Origin of the sequence: Colwellia sp. MB3u-4 (assembly GCF_014077065.1) — a bacterium.
Classification (GTDB): domain Bacteria; phylum Pseudomonadota; class Gammaproteobacteria; order Enterobacterales; family Alteromonadaceae; genus Cognaticolwellia.
On sequence record NZ_JACGVE010000088.1, the window covers coordinates 151821 to 172302 of the forward strand.

A 20482-nucleotide genomic window follows, 5' to 3' on the forward strand; every position below is an offset into this window, starting at 1 on the left:
GTTTTGATTGCTTTTATCCCATAAAGGAACAGGCAATGCCCGAAGGTGCTATGAAGGCTTGGATAGAGTCTTCCCATTTAAGTGGTGCAAACGCTGCTTATATTGAAGAATTATACGAATCTTATCTTAATAACTCACAATCTGTTACTGCAGAGTGGCGAGGTATTTTCCAACAACTTCCTAAAATTGAAGGTGCTGACGTTGAATATCGGCATTCTGAAATCCGCGATGAGTTTAAAGAGCTGGCCCAGCAAACACAGAAAACCGTGGTTGTTTCAGGTGGCAGTGACGCTAAGCAAGTAAAAGTTTTACAGCTGATCAATGCTTTTCGTTTTCGCGGACATCAAAATGCTAACCTTGACCCTTTAGGGTTATGGAAACGTGACAAAGTACGTGACCTGCAATTATCTCACCATGATCTATCAGAAAATGATTTTGATCGTGAGTTTAAAATTGGTTCTTTGGCGACTGGCCATGACTCAATGAAACTTGGTGACTTATATAAAACCCTTAAAACGACTTATTGTGGCTCTATTGGTGCAGAATATATGCACATTAACTCCACTGATGAGAAGCGTTGGTTACAACAACGTTTGGAATCAGTGCAGTCACAAGCTGTACTTAGCGTTGAAGAGAAAGAAGAAATATTTAAGGGATTAGTTGCGGCTGATGGACTTGAAAAGTACTTAGGGGCAAAATTCCCAGGTGCAAAACGCTTTTCTCTTGAAGGTGCTGATGCGCTAGTCCCCATGTTGAAACAACTCATCACTCGTGCCGGTACACAAGGCGCTAAAGAAGTCGTCATGGGTATGGCCCACCGTGGTCGTTTAAATGTGTTAGTTAATGTGATGGGTAAGAACCCCTCTAAGCTATTTGACGAGTTTGCCGGTAAGCATGACGAAATATTATCTTCTGGTGATGTTAAATATCACCAAGGTTACTCGTCTGACTTTGTTACCCCAGGTGGCAATGTTCATTTAGCACTCGCCTTTAATCCATCGCATCTTGAAATTGTTAACCCTGTGGTTATCGGTTCTGTGCGTGCACGATTAGACCGTCGTGATTGCAATGAGGGTGATTTAGTATTACCCATCACCATTCATGGTGACTCGGCAATTGCTGGCCAAGGTGTCGTGCAAGAAACCTTTAATATGTCGCAAGCAAGGGCATTTAAAGTTGGCGGTACTATTCGTATCGTGGTGAATAACCAAGTAGGCTTTACGACATCAAGTTCAGAAGATACCCGCAGTGGTGAATACTGTACTGAAGTGGCAAAAATGGTTTCAGCACCGATTCTTCACGTCAATGGTGATGACCCTGAAGCGGTGATCTTAGCAACACAAATCGCCCTTGATTATCGTAATGAATTTAAACGTGATGTGGTAATCGATCTAGTTTGTTACCGCCGTCATGGTCATAACGAAGCCGATGAGCCTAGTGCCACTCAGCCAGTTATGTACAAAAAAATTAAAAAGCATGCTACTCCCCGTCAACTTTACGCTGATAAGCTTAATGCTGAAAACTCGCTTAACAAAGCGAGAACTGATGAGTTAACCGCTTATTATCGTAAATTGCTTGATGAAGGCCAATGTACTGTAGAACAGTGGCGTCCGATGACAGAACACTCTGTTGATTGGTCACCTTATATTGGTCATAACTGGGATGACGACTACGATAAAGAAATTTCGCTTGAGAAGTTAAAAGAGCTTGCGAATAAAATTTCGACTATCCCGGAAGGTTTTCCAGTACACAATCGCGTAAATAAAATTTACGATGATCGTGTGAAAATGGCCAGTGGCGAAAAATTACTAGATTGGGGCATGGCAGAAAACTTAGCATATGCCTCAATTGTTGATTTAGGCAAGCGTGTTCGTTTGACCGGTCAAGACTCAGGTCGTGGTACGTTTTTCCATCGTCATGCCGTTTTACATAATCAAGACGATGCTAGTTGTCATTTACCATTGCAACACATTAGAGAAGGTCAAGGCCCATTTAATGTCAATGACTCAGTATTATCAGAAGTATCAGTACTAGCATTTGAATATGGTTATACTACAGCAGAGCCAAGTGGCTTAACCCTTTGGGAAGCACAATTTGGAGATTTCGCTAACTGTGCACAAGTGGTATTTGATCAATTTATCAGTTCAGGTGAACAAAAGTGGGGTCGTTTATGTGGCTTAACTATGTTGTTACCTCATGGCTATGAAGGTCAAGGCCCAGAGCATTCATCTGCACGTTTAGAACGCTTTTTACAACTGTGTGCTGATCACAACATGCAAGTTTGTGTACCTACAACACCTGCACAAGTGTTTAATATGTTACGACGCCAAGTGGTTCGCCCTATGCGTCGTCCATTGGTGGTTATGTCACCTAAATCATTATTGCGTCACCCGATGGCCGTTTCTTCATTAGAGGAGCTTTCTACCGGTGTTTTCCATAATGTTATTGGTGAAGTTGATGAGCTTGATGCTGACAGTGTTGAACGCGTAGTGTTCTGTAGTGGTAAAGTTTACTACGAACTACTGGATCAACGCCGTAAGAATGAGCAAACTAATGTTGCCATCATTCGTGTCGAACAATTATACCCGTTCCCAGAAGATGAGCTAAAAGTTGAAATTGCAAAATATCAGCACGTTAAGCAATTCGTTTGGTGTCAGGAAGAACCGCAAAATCAGGGTGCTTGGTACTGTTCACAGCATCACTTTAGAGCGGCTATCCCTGAGAAAGGCTATTTGACATATGCAGGTCGTAATGCCTCTGCAGCACCAGCTGTAGGTTATATGTCAGTACATGTAAAAGAACAACAGGCGCTAGTTTATGACGCGCTTAATGTGGAATAGACCCTCTTTTTTATAAAGAGATTAATTAAGAGTGTGTAAGGAATTATATAAATGACAACCGAAATCAAGGTTCCCGTTTTACCTGAATCAGTTGCAGATGCAACAATAGCGACTTGGCATGTACAAGTAGGCGATAAAGTAACTCGCGATCAAGTATTAGTAGATATCGAAACTGACAAGGTGGTACTTGAAGTACCAGCAACATCAGATGGCGTTATTACTGAAATATCTCAAGCTGAAGGTGCTACGGTTTTAGGCGAGCAAGTTATTGCTATTTTGTCTGAAGGTAAAGCATCTGAAGGTAAAACATCTGAAAGTAAGAGCGAAGAAGCCACAGCCACCGCAAGTGCTCCTAAAGCATCAGACAGTGCAGTTAAAGTGATTGATATCGTTGTGCCGGTATTGCCAGAATCAGTTGCTGATGCAACTGTAGCTTCTTGGCATGTTGCTGAAGGCGATACAGTTACTGTTGACCAAAATTTAGTTGATATTGAAACTGATAAAGTCGTTTTAGAAGTTGTCGCCCAAGAAAATGGTGTTATTGGTAAAATAATCCATGTTGAAGGTGATACCGTCTTAGGCAGTCAAAAACTTGGTGAGCTTAACGCCGGTGCAACAGCAAGTTCAGCGCCAGTTGCTTCAGCTGAAGAAGCTATTGGTTCTGACGAACTAGCTAGCCCATCAGTACGTCGTTTAATGACCGAGAAAGGTCTAACGGCTAGTAATGTTACTGGCACAGGTAAAGGCGGTCGTATTTCTAAAGAAGACGTAGAATCAGCTGCCCTTGCAGCTAAAAGTGCGCCAAAAGCAGCACCAGCTAAAGCAGCGGCGCCAGCGCCAACTGCACCAGCTTCTGCCGCATTAGGTGAGCGCACACAAAAACGTGTACCTATGACACGTTTGCGTAAAACAATCGCGACACGTTTACTCGAAGCGAAAAATTCTACGGCTATGTTAACCACGTTTAACGAAGTTAACATGAAGCCAATTATGGATCTTCGTACGCAATATAAAGACGTGTTCGAGAAAACGCATGATACCCGTTTAGGTTTTATGTCGTTCTACGTTAAAGCGGTCACTGAAGCACTTAAGCGCTACCCAGCAATTAATGCCTCAATTGATGGTGATGATATTGTTTATCATAACTTTTTTGATATATCGATTGCCGTATCTACGCCACGTGGCTTAGTTACACCGGTATTACGTGATGCAGATCAACTCAGCATGGCGGGCATCGAGAACGGTATTCGCGCCTTAGCAATTAAAGGTCGTGACGGAAAGCTAACCATGGACGAAATGCAAGGTGGTAATTTTACTATCACTAATGGCGGCGTTTTTGGTTCATTAATTTCAACACCTATACTTAACTTGCCACAAGCGGCAATTTTAGGTATGCACAAAATCCAAGACCGCCCAATGGCTGTTGACGGAAAAGTTGAAATTTTACCTATGATGTACCTAGCACTTTCTTATGACCATCGTTTAGTCGATGGTAAAGAATCAGTAGGTTTCTTAGTAACAATTAAAGAGCTGTTGGAAGACCCAACACGCTTGTTGCTAAACATATAGTAAGTAGTAATAATAAAATCTATTGTTCGATCTAGACTATAGTATTAGGCTCTAAGGACTATGTTCTTTAGAGCTTTTGTACTATACTCTTTCGACTTTTTTCGATGGTAGTAATTTAATGATTATTGCCATTTTCATCTACAGATAAATGGATAAAACACCATGAATTTGCATGAATATCAAGCGAAACAATTATTCGCTGAATATGGTTTACCAGTTTCTGAAGGGTTCGCTTGCGATACTCCTCAGGAAGCGGCAGAAGCGGCTGATAAAATCGGCGGCACAATGTGGGTTGTTAAAACTCAAGTACACGCCGGTGGCCGTGGTAAAGCTGGCGGTGTTAAGCTAGTTAAAACAAAACAAGAAATCAAAGATTTCGCCCAAAACTGGTTAGGTAAGAACTTAGTTACTTACCAAACTGACGCAAACGGTCAGCCAGTAGCTAAAATTTTAGTAGAAAGCTGTACAGATATTGCTAACGAATTATACCTTGGTGCTGTTGTTGACCGCGCAAGTCGTAGAGTAGTATTCATGGCCTCTACTGAAGGCGGTGTTGATATCGAGAAGATTGCTGAAGAGACTCCTGAGTTAATTCATCAAGCTGAAATCGATCCACTTGTTGGCGCTCAACCGTACCAAGCACGTGAATTAGGCTTCAAGTTAGGTTTAAACCCAACGCAAATGAAGCAATTTGTTAAGATCTTTTTAGGTCTTGCAAAAATGTTTGAAGATTTCGATTTTGCCTTATTAGAAATCAACCCGTTAGTTATTACTGACGAAGGTAATCTTCACTGTTTAGATGGTAAAATTGGTATCGATGGTAATGCTTTATACCGTCAACCTAAAATGCGCGCGTTCCACGATCCATCTCAAGAAGATGAACGTGAAGCTCATGCAGCACGCTTTGAATTAAACTACGTAGCCTTAGACGGTAACGTTGGTTGTATGGTTAACGGTGCAGGCCTAGCAATGGGTACTATGGATATCGTTAACTTACACGGCGGCAAGCCAGCTAACTTCCTAGATGTTGGCGGCGGGGCGACTAAAGAACGTGTTTCTGAAGCATTCAAAATCATTCTTTCTGACGACAACGTTAAAGCTGTTTTAGTTAACATCTTTGGTGGCATCGTTCGTTGTGACATGATCGCTGAAGGTATTATTGGCGCGGTTAAAGAAGTAGGCGTTAAAGTACCTGTTGTAGTACGTTTAGAAGGTACTAATGCTGAACTAGGTCGTGAAGTTCTTAAAAACTCTGGCTTAGATATCATTGCTGCTGAGTCATTAACTGATGCAGCGACTAAAGTTGTAGCAGCTGCGGAGGGCAAATAATGTCTGTCTTAATTAACAAAGATACTAAAGTAATCTGTCAAGGTTTCACTGGTGGTCAAGGTACATTCCATTCAGAACAAGCACTTGAGTACGGTACACAAATGGTTGGTGGCGTAAGCCCAGGTAAAGGCGGTCAAACGCATTTAGGCCTACCAGTATTTAATACAGTACGTGAAGCAGTAGAAGCAACTGGCGCAACAGCAACAGTTATCTACGTTCCAGCTCCGTTTTGTAAAGATGCAATTTTAGAAGCTATTGATGCAGGCATCGAGCTTATCGTTACTATCACTGAAGGTATTCCAACTTTAGATATGGTTGACGTTAAAGCTAAGCTTGATCAATCTGGCGTTCGTATGATCGGTCCTAACTGTCCAGGTGTTATCACTCCGGGCGAAACTAAGATTGGTATCATGCCAGGTCACATCCATTTACCAGGTAAAGTTGGTATTGTTTCACGTTCTGGTACATTAACGTACGAAGCCGTTAAACAAACAACTGATGCTGGTTTTGGCCAATCTACTTGTGTAGGTATTGGTGGCGACCCTATCCCAGGCACTAACTTCATCGACGTATTGGAAATGTTCCAAAACGATCCACAAACTGAAGCAATCGTAATGATTGGTGAAATTGGCGGAACTGCTGAAGAAGAAGCTGCGGAATATATCAAAGCTCATGTTACTAAACCTGTAGTATCTTACATTGCTGGTGTTACTGCACCAGAAGGTAAGCGTATGGGTCACGCTGGCGCGATTATCGCCGGTGGTAAAGGTACAGCTGATGAGAAATTTGCAGCACTAGAAGCGGCTGGTGTTAAAACTGTACGTTCTTTAGCTGAAATTGGCTCAGCACTTAAAGAGAAAACAGGTTGGTAATCAGCTGTTGATTGCAAACTGTTTTATCTAATAAAAACCCGCTAGATAGCGGGTTTTTTGTTTTTGTTTAAATCATTAAATTTTAATTCATATTTATCGAAGTGGATCTCAGATTTCATTACTCTTATATAATTTGATGTGAACGAGCTGTAGTAACTTTTTCGGCTATCACCGACTTCGGACTCTTGAAGTGCCTCAGTATATTTATCCATATTTGCATTAGCACCTATAAAAATATTTCCGATCTTAGAATGATTTATATTCACTAGAAATATTTCACCTGTTTTATGAGAATTTATCCAATTAGCTTTAAACGCTGTACCTAATGGCATAGTTAATTTTTTATATTTTTAATATAATTAGCTAATGAGAATGGAGTAATATATCTGTACTCCTTTTCATATATCCACTCATCTGCTTTACTTAAATAATAATAGTTCCTTATATCGCTGATGGACTCTGTTGTAATATTGTATGGATATTCTCTTGATTTCCTGTAAGACACTCTTCCAAATTTTCCATCTGATTCTCTAGGTACTTCCCATGTATTAAATAGCGCAAAGGGATCACTTTCATCTATATCAAATTCAACTACCATCCCTTTATGATCATCTCCGTAATGACTCCACATTAGAAGATTATCAGGAGATTCAGATAAAGAAATGATTCCATGTAGATCCATAAACGAATCTAATTCTTCAATTGTCAGTACCTGATTTTTTTTTAGCCCAGGGATTATTTGCTCATTGATATAAGTTTCTATTTTATCTTTAACTGATATTGATGGTAAACATTCAAAAGGGTCATTAAGAGATTGTCGTGGCGTTATTCGTAGAAGAGGTTGTTTAATAAACTCTAAAGCGACTTCTTCAGACATATACTTATATAATTTCAATTTTCAGTCCTAATCATTATATTTTACTTATTTTTAATAAATTTATTGTTTTAGTAAATATAGCTGAATGTATCTTGTTAACAGTAATATTGTCGCGGAGACAACGACACCCAAAGGGAGGCTGATATGAACTTATTAGGCCTCCCATGATGACTGTATTATATCTAACTTAGTAAGCATAGGGTCAGGTCGCTGCTGTTTCTAAATTAATGGTTTTGAGTTTGCTTACGGGTTCGGTGTCGGAGTGCCTATTACACCCAGAGGGAAGCTAGCGCCGACCTCCCTCTAGACTCCCTCGGCGCTGCAACATTAAACGTGTTTCCTCCATGCTGTCCAATATTCTTCGACGTACCAGCGTTGAATGTACATCCATGCACTACAGCGCTTTCACTGGCATCCATGCCAGTGAAAACGTGAATATTGGTCATCATTCTGGCGTTTAATGAAGCAGACTTGGTGTGTGGTTTATCGTTCGTAATTCTCCATTTGTTCATCTAGAAAATAAAACTTCAACGATCGCTAGATCCCATATCAGCAACGGAAGCTGAATTTAGAAAAGTGCGATGTTTATCGGAGCTATGGATGGCGTAGACTGCCGTCCGAAGGGACGATTTTCGGCAGGAATAAACATTGCGCCGCTTATGTTTAAATAAAAGTGAGTTGGAGTACTCTGCTGAGTCGGGCGCCATGGGGAGTCCAGAGGCCGAGTTTAATATGAGCAGCGTGTAACGCCCCTCTGGGTGTTGACGCCACTGCGGCGCCAAGAAGACATACAGAGCGCCAAGCCGTTAAGTACTAATCTAAAATAAACAACAAATGCTGTCGAGTTTACAATTAGGCTTACATTGGTCTCGTTACAACCATTAAATAGATTTCATTTACTTTTGTTTATTTCTATTCTATTTATTTAAAACATTGCCGTTTATAATGCCGCATTAATTTTATAGCTTTGAAGAGTAATATGAACTTCCCAAAAGATGAAACCGGTAAAGTATTGTTTGAAATGCAAAAAGCGGATATCGATTTAACCGTAATGCATACTATTGTTTTTTTTCACTTATTTGAAACACAAGAACAAGCGGAGGCTATGGCAGCTCATCTTGCTGAAATAGCACCTGATATTATTTGTGATGTTCACATTAATGAAGATCCAAAAGCATGGGATTTAGATTGTGCAATAAAAGTGATCCCTCTTTATGATGTAATTATTGCTCAAGAAGCTCAGTTTGAACAAATAGTAACTCAGTTTAATGGTTATACGGATGGCTGGGGAATTGAAGCTTAAATTACTCATGTTTTAGCTGAAACTTATCAAGCCACCGATAATAACTTTGTCATATGTAGGTTAGCAAACTAGGGATTAGGTGGTTCTTGATTTTTAATTAATGCTTTGGAATTTTTTTAATTGTTTGGCGTTGGGGTGCCGACTAGACCCAGAAAAGAGCAGGGAGGTTAACGCCGATCATACTTCTTTAGCTCTGGACACCCTCGGCGCTGCTGCATTAAACGTGTTTCCTCCGTAATGGCCAATACTTCCTTGACGTACTAGCACTGAACGCACTGCGCTCCTTGCCATCCATAGCAACGCGCTTTACCGTTCATCCTGAAGATAATCTATGCATTACAGCGCTTTCATGGGCATCCATGCCTGTGAAACGTGAATATTGGTCATCATTTCGGCGTTTAATGAAGCACACTTGGCGTCTAATTTATCGTTCGTAATTATCTTTTCACTTATTTAAATTAATGGAAATCAATGGGGTCAAGGTTGCTTGAATTTTTTGTGTAATGTCTTTAAGCTTTATTCACTCTCACTAAGTGTTGCCACATTGGGCAATGCAAAGAAAATTCTGTGTTTATTCCCGCTGTAACGCCAAAAATAGATTCAAACTCAAGCTTTTCTGTTGCTAAATAAACCATGGTATCGGTGTTTAGCAGGTGATGTATGGTATGTGAAATAATTACCACACTGAAGCCGGTGCGAGAGTCATAATGAAATTAAGTAATTCCCAGCGCTTAGCATGTATAACTTCTTCCATATTAAATTGCGCAGAATCGCCTTTATCAACTGCTACTATCATGCTTGTTCAGCTTGCAGGGAAGGTTTCTAATTCGCCATAGTAATCATAAACAACACGAGCAGCACAAGGCGCATCAGGGTCAATGACATGATTATCAAGTTTTTCATTACGCAGCGTTTCACTGTGTGCTGATCAAAAGCGAGCTGAATGCTAACTAACAAGATATATATGTATTATTTTCAGGACTGGCTTATCACCATAATTTTATTCACAGTCTTAATCGAGCTGGTTACATTGTGTGTTTTTTGTCTGTTTTGAGAGTAAAAGCAATTTACCTGTAGTTAGTAACTGCTTACAAAGAAAAATTAAATGTGCTAAGTAGCTTAGTGTTAAATACTCAAAGTTAGGACATAATCAAGGTACTATATTGTTGTTTTCATGATTATCTGTAATGCCTGTTAATTAAGTTTTCTAAGACTTATTGAGTTGAAGTAGCTCAATGAAAAATTTAAATTTAAGCTAATATAGCTTACGAAAACCGGGCTATTTACACGGATATTAAATGTACTATAAGGCTTAATTTAGATTAGTTTTTCCTGTGTAATTGGTCTATTATACTTTTAACAAATCAGAGCTTTAAACAGTTCATTGGCAGTCTATAGGAAAGTAATAATGAAAAAACTATTCAAGGTAATGCCCCTAATTTTAGTCCCTTTTTTGAGTGTTATATCGCTATCTTCGCTCTCAGCTGACTTGCCAGTGCATGGCCCTATTACTTTTGCTACCTATGATAGTAATGGTGACGGGGTCATTAGTGAGCAAGAGTTTGACCAAGTCAGAAGTGAGCGTATGGCAACGAAAAAATCTGGCAAAGGTCACAGCATGGAACCAGGACGCAGAAAAGCCGATGGTATGAGTAAAGGCAGAAATATGGCTAGCTTCACCAAATTCGATTTAAATGGTGATGGTGTTATCTTAAAACAGGAATTCTCTGATGCTAGAGCTGCAAGAAAAAAAGCGGGTGTCAAACAAGGCTATCCTATGCGCAATCTCGCTAATGCCCCTAGCTTTGAAGATATTGACAGCGATGGTAACGGAAAAATATTGTCGGAAGAGTTTGCTCAGTATCATGTTAATCAACGAAAAAATATGATGAAAAAGTAAATGCTGACTCTAGGGTGGGGTTTATAACCTCGTTGAATTTTTAATGACATGAGCTCAATAATTTAGCTAAGTTAGCAGTGCAATAAAAATAAATTTTATTGCACTTCACTAGTGCACTTTACTAGTACAAATAACGCAATAAGTAACGGCTAGTTATTTTTATGTTGTACTTGATAAACGCTTTTAAAAGCCAGTACCTTTGGGGAATTTATTTCTTTCTTTAGCATAACTTAATAGGTATTCAACACACAGAAGGCTTCATTATTAATTTGTATTTTTAATTAAAAATAACAGTTTCACTCCTACTTTAGCCACTGCTCCAGCCTCAATTATTACACTGGATTCTGGGACTTCAACAGCGCTATCATCATTATTGTTACAACCTATTTGAAGAACTGAAGCGGTTAAAACGATTAAACCCAAGATGTTTCCAACGGTAAGTTTTCATGTTTCTTCCCTGTATTAGTCTGTGTCAAACTAACTAATTTCTCTGACAATATAGTTCAGAGAAATATCATGCTAGATCAAAAGTATGGCAATTTAGCAAAATTTTTGTGATGAACAGGTGACAAGTATTAGTCATGTCATAACTGTCTTGACTAAAAGTTGCTTTAAAGCTTTAGACCTAAATAGATAATAAAACGACTAACATTACTACGCCATACTTAAGTGCAAGCTGCTAAGCTTTTGTTGCTATCAAATAAAACTAACCAAGTTAACCTATAGAGTTAACCAAATTGTCATATTTCATTCAAATAACTGTCATATAAATTGATTAGTTTAGAGGAAACAATCAATAGGAGAATTTGTGATGCAATCTAAAGAATGGCAAGAAGAAAACCTTAATGATATCGATGCTTACTTCGATAATCAGAAGAAAAAAAATAGTAAACAGGCTAAGCGTAAGTGGCAAGAAATAGAAGCTTTTAAGGAAAAACAAAGAATGCAGCGAGAAATGGCATCTTATGATGATTATGTAACACATTAATATGGAATGTATTAATACTCAGCTATATTATGTTGGAGCGCAAATGATTGACATTTTTTTGTCGTAGTTTGCGTTCTTTAATTTAATTTGTACTGATCATGGTATCCAAACCAGCGATTATAGACATTTCTCCATAATTTAGGTGATGGTTCTGGTCAAACCAAATGGCATTGCGCTATAATCCGTTTTTTGTCATTAACCGTGTATTACTTCATGAAGTTTCCCGGACGCCGTCAACATCGACATTATTTTCCTGTCGACCATAAAAACCCATTAACAAACCAAGTAAATCCTAGCGCTCAAGCGGCTCAAAACTATATTGTTGGTATAGATCAGGTTTTAGTGGATATTGAAGCTAAAGTTGATCAAGCATTTTTGAATGAATTTGATTTAAAACTTGGTATGTCACAGGTTATCTCAGACGAAGTTACTCAGCGCCTTTATCAACGTTTGAAAGATGAATCGCTGATCAATTACGAATTTGCCGGCGGCACTATTGGCAATACTATGCATAATTACTCTGTGCTAGCGGATGACCGTTCAGTTTTATTGGGTGTTATGTCCAAAAACATACATGTTGGTGACTATGCTTACCGGTTTATAAGTAACACCTCTTCACGTGTTGATCTTAACTATCTTCAGCCTGTCGACGGCCCTATTGGTCGTTGTTTTACCTTAATTGATGATCACGGTGAGCGCACTTTTGGTATTAATGCCGGCTTAATCAATCGTCTACATCCTGACTCTATTGACGAGTCATTAATTGCCGGGGCCTCAGCACTGGTTATTAGCTCTTATTTGATGCGCACACAAGCTGGCGACACCATGACCGAAGCAGCAATTAAAGCGGTAAAATGTGCAAATGCTGCTGGCGTACCTGTGGTGCTGACCTTAGGTACTAAATTTTTAATTGAAGAAGAACCTGAGTTTTGGCGTGATTTTGTCCAAAAGCATGTCAACATACTGACCATGAACGAAGAAGAAGCATTAGCCATAACGGGTATTGAAGAACCACTACTCGCTGCGAATAAATGCTTGGATTGGGTTGATATGGTTATTTGCACCGCTGGTAAACACGGCTTATATATGGCGGGCTATGTTGATGAAACCTTTAAACGAGAAAGTGAATACCCATTATTATCGGGTGAGATAGATGAGTTTAATCGTTATGAATATTCTCGTCCTATGTTATTGAAAGATTGCCATCAACCAATGCGAATATATACCCATTCTGCCCCTTATATGGGCGGCCCTGAAAGTATAAAAAATACCAATGGTGCTGGAGATGCTGCGCTTGCGGCTATATTACATGACTTAAGTGCCAATGTTTATCATAAAAATACGGTGGCAAACTCAAGTAAGCATGAGCAATTAGCCTTAACTTACTCGTCGTTATCGCAAATGAGTAAATACGCCAACAGAGTCAGTTATGAGGTATTGGTACAACATTCTCCGCGTTTGTCGCGTGGTTTACCGGAGCGAGAAGACAGCTTAGACCAAGCCTATTGGTCGCAGTAGTTAACGGTAAACCGGCGGATAAAATCCAGTAGCGTTTGCCATTGTTATGGTGGCAACTATTTAATTAGCTAAATTAAAACTACAATAACGACGCTTTTCTAACTGATGAAAGCACATGGTACATACTATTTAATTCCTTTAATGAGACATTACTTTTTTGCATGACTACTCTAACAACACATAAATCATCACAACGACGCTTACTAATTGCACTGGCTATTACCAGTGTATTTATGTTGCTGCAACTTGTTGGCGCCGCCTATGCAAATTCTTTGGCGGTATATGCAGATGCAGGGCACTTGTTTGTGCATAATAGTTCACTATTTATCGCCTTAATAGCGTCGACCTTAGCGATAAAATTTGGTCGAACGTTTAGTGATGGTTATCGTCGTTTAGAGCTTTCAGGTGGTTTGATCAACGGTACCTTATATTTACTGATCAGTTGTTGGATTTTACTGCAAGGGGCCGAGCGATTATTTGGCCACGAGCATCATGATGAACATGAAATAAACACCTTTGTTATGTCGGCGGTTGCCTCGTTAGGCTTTCTATTTCACGGCGCGTCAGCTTATGTTTTATATAAAGGCCGTAAAGATAGTGTTAACGTTTATGCGGTATTTTTACATACCTTTTTTGATCTACTATCTACCATAGTCACATTCGTCACCAGCATTGTCATTCATGTTACGGGTTGGACAATTGTCGATTCGTTGTCGAGCATACTTATTTCTGTATTTGTACTATATACCGGCTCTAAACTACTTTATAAATGCATTAAAGGTTTATTTTTTAATGGCGTTCGCTTACCGGCATTGAAGAAAATTGAAACGGCCCTGCAAGGTTTAGAGCATATAGACAATGTGCACAATTTAATTGTTAAAAGTGACAACGGCCAAGTAGTGGTGGGTGCTCATATCGTACTAAAACACCAATGTACTTTAGAAAAGCATGATGAAGTATGCCGCTTTCAAATCGAGCGTGTGCTAAAAGAACAATTCGATGTTAATACCAGCGTACTGCAAATTGAAGCGAGTGGTTGTAAGCACAGTTAATCAGCTTTGATGTTAGCACTAAAAAAATCAGACTTAAGATACGATTGCTTATAAGAAATTTTTTCAAAACCACTCAGTGATCCAATTAAGTAGTTGGCCATTAGGTTATTATAATGTCCTTTATGACATGATTGATTTTTGTGGTCTTTTGAAACAGAGTTAGCTTATGACCGCCGTAAACGCTATATTGTAAATAGCTTTTATTTCATTTGGACTTTTTATGTTAGAAATTCACGGTCGCTGGAAAATAAAGGTTACTGATAAAGTACTTATGCAGTGGTTTGCAGATTCATGGAATGAAGAAGCAATTATTGCTTACGTAAAAGAGTTTAAAGCAGCGGCAGCACCCTTGATGGGTAGTGATTGGGCAATAATTTCTATTTTTGAGCAGTGGGAGTTAGGTGTACCAGAAATAGAACAACATGTGGTTGAGCATTGTGAATGGTTTAAAGCACAGGGTTGTATTAAAGACTGCCATGTTTACCGACCTAGTGCAGTTAAAGAAATGCAATTAGAAAAAATGATACCACACACAGTTGGGCTATGAACGCGCTGTCTTTGACAATTTAAATGATGCCATTAATTGGCTTGACTCCGAAGGTTTTTCTTTAAATCAAGAACAATTTTTATATGACATCATTAAATCAGAAACTTAGTTAAATCAATTATTTATATGAATAAAGTGCTTAGTTCAAATAACCATTAAATAAACTACCTGATGTTATGTATTTCAAAATAAAAAGTAGAGGACAATATCAAATTCAGTTAATGGATATCACCTATATAAGTTATATCACCTATATAGGTGATTGTTAGTGAAGCTTAATAAATAAAGCACTAATGTCCAGTAAGATAAATATAACTTGGTAGTGAAATATTTATGAATAATCTGTTAATAAATTATAAGAAACTGTCGAAGAATTATAATAGGTAATTTTTTAACGTACCGGCTTAGTAGAACCTAAGCCTTTTTTAATGGTTTAGTCTCTTAAGTTTAGCTTCTTAATAAAGCGTCTAAGCTATCAACAACTTCACTCCAGTCAGAATCAAGCACAATAGCTTCTTGTAAAAATTGCGCTTGGCCATTGCTCCAAAAATCAGCATCAGCAAGTGCCTGATTTACTGGGATACCAAGGTTAGACGCAATAAAACGTTCTATTTCCTCATCACTATTCTTAAGACCCAATTGAGCGAACAAACTTGTCATATTGTGTTTTGAAAGATCCATAAAATACTCCCTTATTAAGTGCTTAAGTATAGTAACTATAGAAGAACTTACTCTATATTATCAATAGTTTTAATCTATCAAAGTGTTAACTGATGTTGATGGTGATAGCTTTTTGGCCTTGGTGTTAATACTACTGTTACTAATACTTGACCCTAATAAAGATAATAGGCAATAGCCAGTAAAGAAATAAAAGCCTGGTCCTAATGCGGACAATGTTTCACTGCTGACAATAAAATCTAACTTAAAACCAAATACCGCGAATTGTTGTTGTGTTGCGGTTTCAGCGTGATTAGTTGATAGTACCGCAAGAAAAATGGCGACAACAAAAACGTCAGCCATTGACCATTTGCCAATTTGGCTAATAAACTTATAAACGGTAATCTCTAATCTAGAGTTTTTATTTGCGTAAGCAATACTGAGTAAAATAAATTTCAATACCGGTATTGAAATAGAAAAAGCAAAAATTAATAACGCCACTAACAGGCGATCATCTTGCCAAAGTTCTTGTATGGTTTGCAACAATGACAAGTTTTTATCAATGATTGTATTAGTGATTTTTGCACCACTCACATTAGCTGTCATGGCCATATTGAGAGAAAACATTGGCAATAATATACCCGGAATAAATAATGCGATGGCAATAAGGTTAAAGAAAAAACCTAAATGTTTTTTAATCATCATGTTATAAAATTTTCCAAAATGAAGTCGAGCAGGTATATAATCTTATTAGCATCTCTAGCAAGCATCGCTGGTGATCTAGAACTATTTTTTAACTTGAACTTCGGTCAGTTTATCAACAGTTGCTGAGCATGATTGCAGAAAAACATCCATAAAATAGCCGACTTCAGGCATTTGCTGTTTAATGGTGTCTAGCTTCAATTCTAAGCGTTCTTTTACATGGTCAAACTCATGGTTTTGATGATTTAATTCATCCAGCGCTTTAATATAAGCTACTAAAATATCAGCCGCTTTGACAATTTTTTTGTATTGTTCATCCACGTTATCTTGCACAATAATATCAGAAAACATGGCTTGAAACTCTTCAGGTAAAGACTGAAGACATTGCTTTTCAGCTATATATTCAATTTTTTTAAACTCTCGAGCAATTTCAGGATTCGCATATTTTGTTGGGCTAACAATATCACCAAAACGGGTTTCACTGGCTTCATGATAAAGTGCAACAGTAGCTACTTTATCCGCATTAATGTTGCCCGAAAATTTTTGATTTCTAATCACCGCCAGCAAGTGGGCGACAATAGCCACTTGGTGAGAATGCTCAGCAACATTTTCTGGTTTAACACAAAACATCAATGACCAACGTTTAATCAGTGGCATTCTGAACATCCAGGCGAGAAAAGTACTTTGCATTATATAACCTTATTCACTGGTTGACTGACGGTAAGTACGGAAAAATTTGGCTAGTTTTTCCAATGCAGGTTTTAGTTCGTCGACATGCGGTAGAAACACTAAGCGAAAGTAATTGTCTTGCTTAATATTAAAGGCGCGACCGTGTACCAAGAGTATTTTCTCTTGCTTGAGTAAGTCTAAAACCATTTTTTCATCATCATGGATGTTAAATTTTTCTTGGTCTACTTTAACAAACAAATATAAAGCGCCCATAGCTGGGTTACATGATAAACCATCAATTTCATTGATCATTTTATGTGCAAGGTTGCGCTGTTTTAATAAACGGCCATCATTTTTAATTAGTTCATTAATGCTTTGATAGCCACCGAGTGCGGTTTGAATAGCATGTTGGGCAGGCACATTGGCACACAAACGCATTGAAGAGAGAATATCTAAGCCTTTTAAATAATCTTCGGCATGTATTTTAGGGCCAGTAATTACCATCCAACCGGCACGAAAGCCGGCGATACGATAGTTTTTAGACAAACCACCCATAGTAATGATTAAAACATCGTTTGCTAATCTTGCCGTTGGAATATGTTGTGCTTGGTCATAAAGAATTTTATCGTATATTTCATCACTGAATATGATCAAGTTATGTTCACGCGCAAGTGTGATAATGCCCTGAAGCACTTCTTCGCTATAAACTGCACCCGTAGGATTATTAGGGTTGATCAAAACAAGAGCTTTGGTTTTTGACGATATTTTGCTGGCGATATCCTCCAGATCTGGAAACCACTGGTTTTCTTCATCACAGCGATAATGCACAGGTTTTCCGCCAGACAGAGCAACAGCGGCAGTCCATAATGGGTAATCAGGTGCTGGAATGAGCACTTCATCACCATTATCTAACAAACCTTGCATCGCCATAACAATGAGTTCGCTAACACCGTTACCGATATAAATATCATCAATACTGACATCTAAAATGCCTTGTTGTTGAAAATACTGCATTACGGCTACGCGTGCAGGGTAGATACCTTTTGACTCACAGTAACCCTGAGCTGTTGGCAGGTTACGAATAACATCTTTTAAAATATCATCAGGGGCTTCAAAGCCAAAGGGAGCAGGGTTGCCAATATTAAGTTTTAAAATTTTATAGCCTTCATCTTCTAAACGTTTGGCTTCTGCGGCAACTTGTCCACGAATTTCGTAGTAGACGTTTTTTAATTTTGAAGATTTGGTGATAGTTTTCATAATGGCAGTCTTATAAATGATAAAAGTGAATTAACGTTATCGTTAAAAGAAAATTAAGCTAAGTATAAAGCTATAGTCATTGTGTGAGCGTATTTTATAATAATTTCATTCAGTTATTACCCACTTTCGCTAATTAAAATAGCTTAAGGTACTGCTCACATATATGTGAATAGTTAGGTGTTGTCGGGCACTAAAAACCTGTGTCCTCAACCCCAATAGCTTGTGATGGATCAATAAAGCGCCGTACCTTAATTTATTTTTCTGCACACAACAAGTTCACAAACTTAATGGCAGTGGTATTTCATTAATTTGCTTGCGTCCATTGTTGCTAATATTGCTTAACTTTGAAACAGTTACTTGCAACTTTTTTATAATAAATCGCTAATAACTATATCATCTTGTTATTATGATTGATTGTTCAACCATTTATTCAACTTGGTATAATAAGTTTTACTCAGGAGAATTAGCCAATAGGTTGACCGAGTGCTTTACTGGGATGGGATAGCTGCCATTGTTTGTGGCATAGTAAGTAACATAATGAGATAAAAAATGAGATAAAAAAACGGCTGTGCACAAACTGCAAAGCCGTTATTATATTTAGCTTGGTTTGACCTTTAGGACCAAACTTGCAAAGAGTCGTGATTAGGCAAACAAAGACATAACATCGCTTATTGCCAACATAGACTTTTCACCAGAAATACGATTTTTTACTTCAATTTCTTGGTTGTCGAGATTACGTTCACCAATAATAAGCAATAATGGTGTGCCAATTAATTCATGATCGGCAAACATAACCCCAGGGCGCTCCTTGCGATCATCAAATATAACTTCTATACCTGCTGTTTGTAATTGTTGGTATAAGGCTTCGGCAGTTTCTTTAACACGAGCTGACTTTGCCATGTTCATTGGTACAATGGCAACTTGATAAGGTGCAATTGCTGCCGGCCATTTAATACCATATTTATCGTGGTTTTGTTCAATGGCAGCGGCAACAATGCGTGAAACGCCAATACCGTAACAACCCATAGTCAAAATTTGATTTTTACCATTTTCTGTTAACACGCCACAGTTCATTGTTTGAGCGTACTTTTCACCTAGTTGGAAAATATGACCTACTTCAATACCACGTTTAATAACAATGCTACCTTGACCACAAGGACTAGGGTCACCCGCTACTACATTACGTAAGTCGGCAACGCTATAGTTTTGTGCGTCACGATCCCAGTTTACGCCGGTTAAGTGCATGTCATTTGTATTTGCGCCACAAACAAAGTCAGCTAAATGCGCCGCACTTCGGTCAACAATAACCTCAATACTTAAACCAACCGGACCAATTGAGCCTGCATTACAACCAGCGGAGGCTAAAATTTGTTCGTCAGTAGCAAAAGTTAATGGTGAGGCAATTTGTGCTAAATTTTCAGCTTTAACTTCATTTAACTGATGATCACCGCGCAAGACTAAAGCAACAATAGGGGCTTTATTTTCTTTTGTCGCTACGCCAGCAATCAATAATGTTTTAACCGTATGGCTGGCATCAACAGATAAGCACTTGGCAAGATCTTCTATTGTACGCACGTTAGGCGTTGAAACCTTTGCTAAACTTTCTGTTGCTGCAGGTCGTTCACCCGTTGGCGCTAGCGCTTCTGCTTTTTCAACGTTAGCAGCGAAATCGCTAACATCACTAAAGGCGATGTCATCTTCGCCTGAGTCGGCTAAAACGTGAAATTCATGTGAGGCTTCACCACCAATAGAGCCGGTATCAGCAATAACTGGGCGATAATCTAGGCCTAAACGGTCGAAAATACGACAATAGGCATCGAACATCGTCTGATATGTTTTCTTCAAACACTCTTCGCCTAAATGAAAAGAGTAAGCATCTTTCATTAAAAATTCACGTCCACGCATTACGCCAAAACGAGGACGAATTTCATCACGGAATTTTGTTTGAATTTGAAACAAGTTTAATGGCAGTTGTTTATAACTACTAATTTCGTTACTAACCAGCTTAGTGATCACTTCTTCATGCGTTGGGCCTAAAACAAAAGCACGATTATGGCGGTCATTTAAACGTAATAACTCTGGGCCGTAATCTTCCCAGCGTCCTGACTCTTCCCATAAGTCAGCCGGCTGAACCATCGGCATTAGTACTTCTAATGCGCCAGCTCGTTCCATTTCTTCACGCACAATGTTTTCAACTTTACGAAGTACCTTTAAGCCTGTCGGCAACCAAGTATATAAACCTGATGCGACATTACGCACTAAACCAGCACGTAACATTAATTGATGACTGATAACTTCAGCACTAGCAGGGGTTTCTTTCAAAGTTGAAAGTAAATATTGGCTTGTACGCATTGAGAAAAAATTCCATTAATAAACAAGTATAAAATATGACGCTTATTCTA

General features: G+C 38.6%; 18 protein-coding genes and 1 pseudogene. 10 read left to right on the forward strand and 9 right to left on the reverse strand.

Translation table 11 applies throughout. The annotated features are described in order from the left end of the window. The first annotated feature begins 35 nt into the window (after positions 1-35). From H4J61_RS14880 to sucD, 4 genes are all read left to right on the forward strand, one after another. Positions 36-2840 (forward strand): 2-oxoglutarate dehydrogenase E1 component, encoded by a 2805-nt coding sequence (locus H4J61_RS14880; RefSeq protein ID WP_182185818.1) that lies wholly within the window; start codon positions 36-38, stop codon positions 2838-2840. A 51-nt stretch (positions 2841-2891) separates the two neighbouring features. After that, the gene (gene odhB, locus H4J61_RS14885) at positions 2892-4409 is read left to right on the forward strand and encodes a 2-oxoglutarate dehydrogenase complex dihydrolipoyllysine-residue succinyltransferase (RefSeq protein WP_182185821.1); all 1518 of its coding nucleotides are present in this window, start codon (positions 2892-2894) and stop codon (positions 4407-4409) included. A 162-nt stretch (positions 4410-4571) separates the two neighbouring features. Next, positions 4572-5738, forward strand: a complete 1167-nt coding sequence (gene sucC, locus H4J61_RS14890; RefSeq protein ID WP_182137710.1) for an ADP-forming succinate--CoA ligase subunit beta — start codon at positions 4572-4574, stop codon at positions 5736-5738. Beyond that, positions 5738-6610 carry a succinate--CoA ligase subunit alpha gene (gene sucD / locus H4J61_RS14895; RefSeq protein ID WP_182137711.1) on the forward strand — a complete coding sequence of 291 codons (873 nt, stop codon included), beginning with the start codon at positions 5738-5740 and terminating at the stop codon, positions 6608-6610. Before sucC ends, sucD begins: the two co-directional genes overlap by 1 nt. Before the next feature lie 334 nt (positions 6611-6944). Here sucD and H4J61_RS14900 read toward each other — a convergent pair whose 3' ends face one another. Further along, positions 6945-7505 (reverse strand): DUF2971 domain-containing protein, encoded by a 561-nt coding sequence (locus H4J61_RS14900; protein ID WP_182185824.1) that lies wholly within the window; start codon positions 7503-7505, stop codon positions 6945-6947. A 961-nt stretch (positions 7506-8466) separates the two neighbouring features. Here H4J61_RS14900 and H4J61_RS14905 point away from each other — a divergent pair. Then, positions 8467-8790 carry a ribonuclease E inhibitor RraB gene (locus H4J61_RS14905; protein WP_182185827.1) on the forward strand — a complete coding sequence of 108 codons (324 nt, stop codon included), beginning with the start codon at positions 8467-8469 and terminating at the stop codon, positions 8788-8790. Positions 8791-9299: 509 nt separating this feature from the next. Here the strand turns inward: H4J61_RS14905 and H4J61_RS14910 are convergent. Both H4J61_RS14910 and H4J61_RS17995 read right to left on the reverse strand, forming a co-directional pair. Beyond that, entirely contained in the window at positions 9300-9473 is a 174-nt protein-coding gene (locus H4J61_RS14910; protein ID WP_182185829.1) for a hypothetical protein, read from the reverse strand. A 20-nt stretch (positions 9474-9493) separates the two neighbouring features. Beyond that, positions 9494-9729: pseudogene (locus H4J61_RS17995) on the reverse strand (exopolyphosphatase); the annotation flags it as partial. 469 nt (positions 9730-10198) lie between these two features. On the opposite strand from H4J61_RS17995, the gene H4J61_RS14915 reads away from it, so the two are divergent. Beyond that, positions 10199-10690 carry an EF-hand domain-containing protein gene (locus H4J61_RS14915; RefSeq protein WP_182185832.1) on the forward strand — a complete coding sequence of 164 codons (492 nt, stop codon included), beginning with the start codon at positions 10199-10201 and terminating at the stop codon, positions 10688-10690. 264 nt (positions 10691-10954) lie between these two features. Here H4J61_RS14915 and H4J61_RS14920 read toward each other — a convergent pair whose 3' ends face one another. Next, complete coding sequence (locus tag H4J61_RS14920; protein WP_182185834.1) at positions 10955-11113, reverse strand: hypothetical protein; 159 nt, start codon at positions 11111-11113, stop codon at positions 10955-10957. Positions 11114-11501: 388 nt separating this feature from the next. Between H4J61_RS14920 and H4J61_RS14925 the strand changes: the two genes are divergently transcribed. The 4 genes from H4J61_RS14925 (at position 11502) to H4J61_RS14940 (ending at position 14795) form a co-directional block, all read left to right on the forward strand. Further along, positions 11502-11678: a DUF3545 family protein gene (locus tag H4J61_RS14925; protein ID WP_182137715.1), complete on the forward strand. Its 177-nt coding sequence runs from the start codon at positions 11502-11504 to the stop codon at positions 11676-11678. A gap of 213 nt (positions 11679-11891) precedes the next feature. After that, on the forward strand, positions 11892-13196 hold the full coding sequence (locus tag H4J61_RS14930) for an inosine/guanosine kinase (protein WP_182185836.1): 1305 nt from the start codon (positions 11892-11894) through the stop codon (positions 13194-13196). Positions 13197-13357: 161 nt separating this feature from the next. Further along, on the forward strand, positions 13358-14248 hold the full coding sequence (locus H4J61_RS14935) for a cation diffusion facilitator family transporter (RefSeq protein WP_182137717.1): 891 nt from the start codon (positions 13358-13360) through the stop codon (positions 14246-14248). A gap of 220 nt (positions 14249-14468) precedes the next feature. Next, positions 14469-14795, forward strand: a complete 327-nt coding sequence (locus H4J61_RS14940; RefSeq protein ID WP_182185838.1) for a hypothetical protein — start codon at positions 14469-14471, stop codon at positions 14793-14795. Between the two features lie 447 nt (positions 14796-15242). Here H4J61_RS14940 and H4J61_RS14945 read toward each other — a convergent pair whose 3' ends face one another. From H4J61_RS14945 to H4J61_RS14965, 5 genes are all read right to left on the reverse strand, one after another. Further along, a complete protein-coding gene (locus H4J61_RS14945) occupies positions 15243-15476 on the reverse strand; it encodes a DUF2789 domain-containing protein (protein WP_182185840.1) in 234 nt (77 codons plus the stop codon). A gap of 69 nt (positions 15477-15545) precedes the next feature. Further along, a complete protein-coding gene (locus tag H4J61_RS14950; protein WP_220461291.1) occupies positions 15546-16154 on the reverse strand; it encodes a paraquat-inducible protein A in 609 nt (202 codons plus the stop codon). 84 nt (positions 16155-16238) lie between these two features. Further along, positions 16239-16844: a 5'-deoxynucleotidase gene (gene yfbR / locus H4J61_RS14955; RefSeq protein WP_182185843.1), complete on the reverse strand. Its 606-nt coding sequence runs from the start codon at positions 16842-16844 to the stop codon at positions 16239-16241. A gap of 9 nt (positions 16845-16853) precedes the next feature. Continuing rightward, positions 16854-18080: a pyridoxal phosphate-dependent aminotransferase gene (locus tag H4J61_RS14960; RefSeq protein WP_182185845.1), complete on the reverse strand. Its 1227-nt coding sequence runs from the start codon at positions 18078-18080 to the stop codon at positions 16854-16856. Positions 18081-18722: 642 nt separating this feature from the next. Further along, positions 18723-20432, reverse strand: coding sequence for a proline--tRNA ligase (locus tag H4J61_RS14965; protein ID WP_182185848.1), 1710 nt, complete (start codon positions 20430-20432; stop codon positions 18723-18725). Positions 20433-20482: the final 50 nt, after the last annotated feature.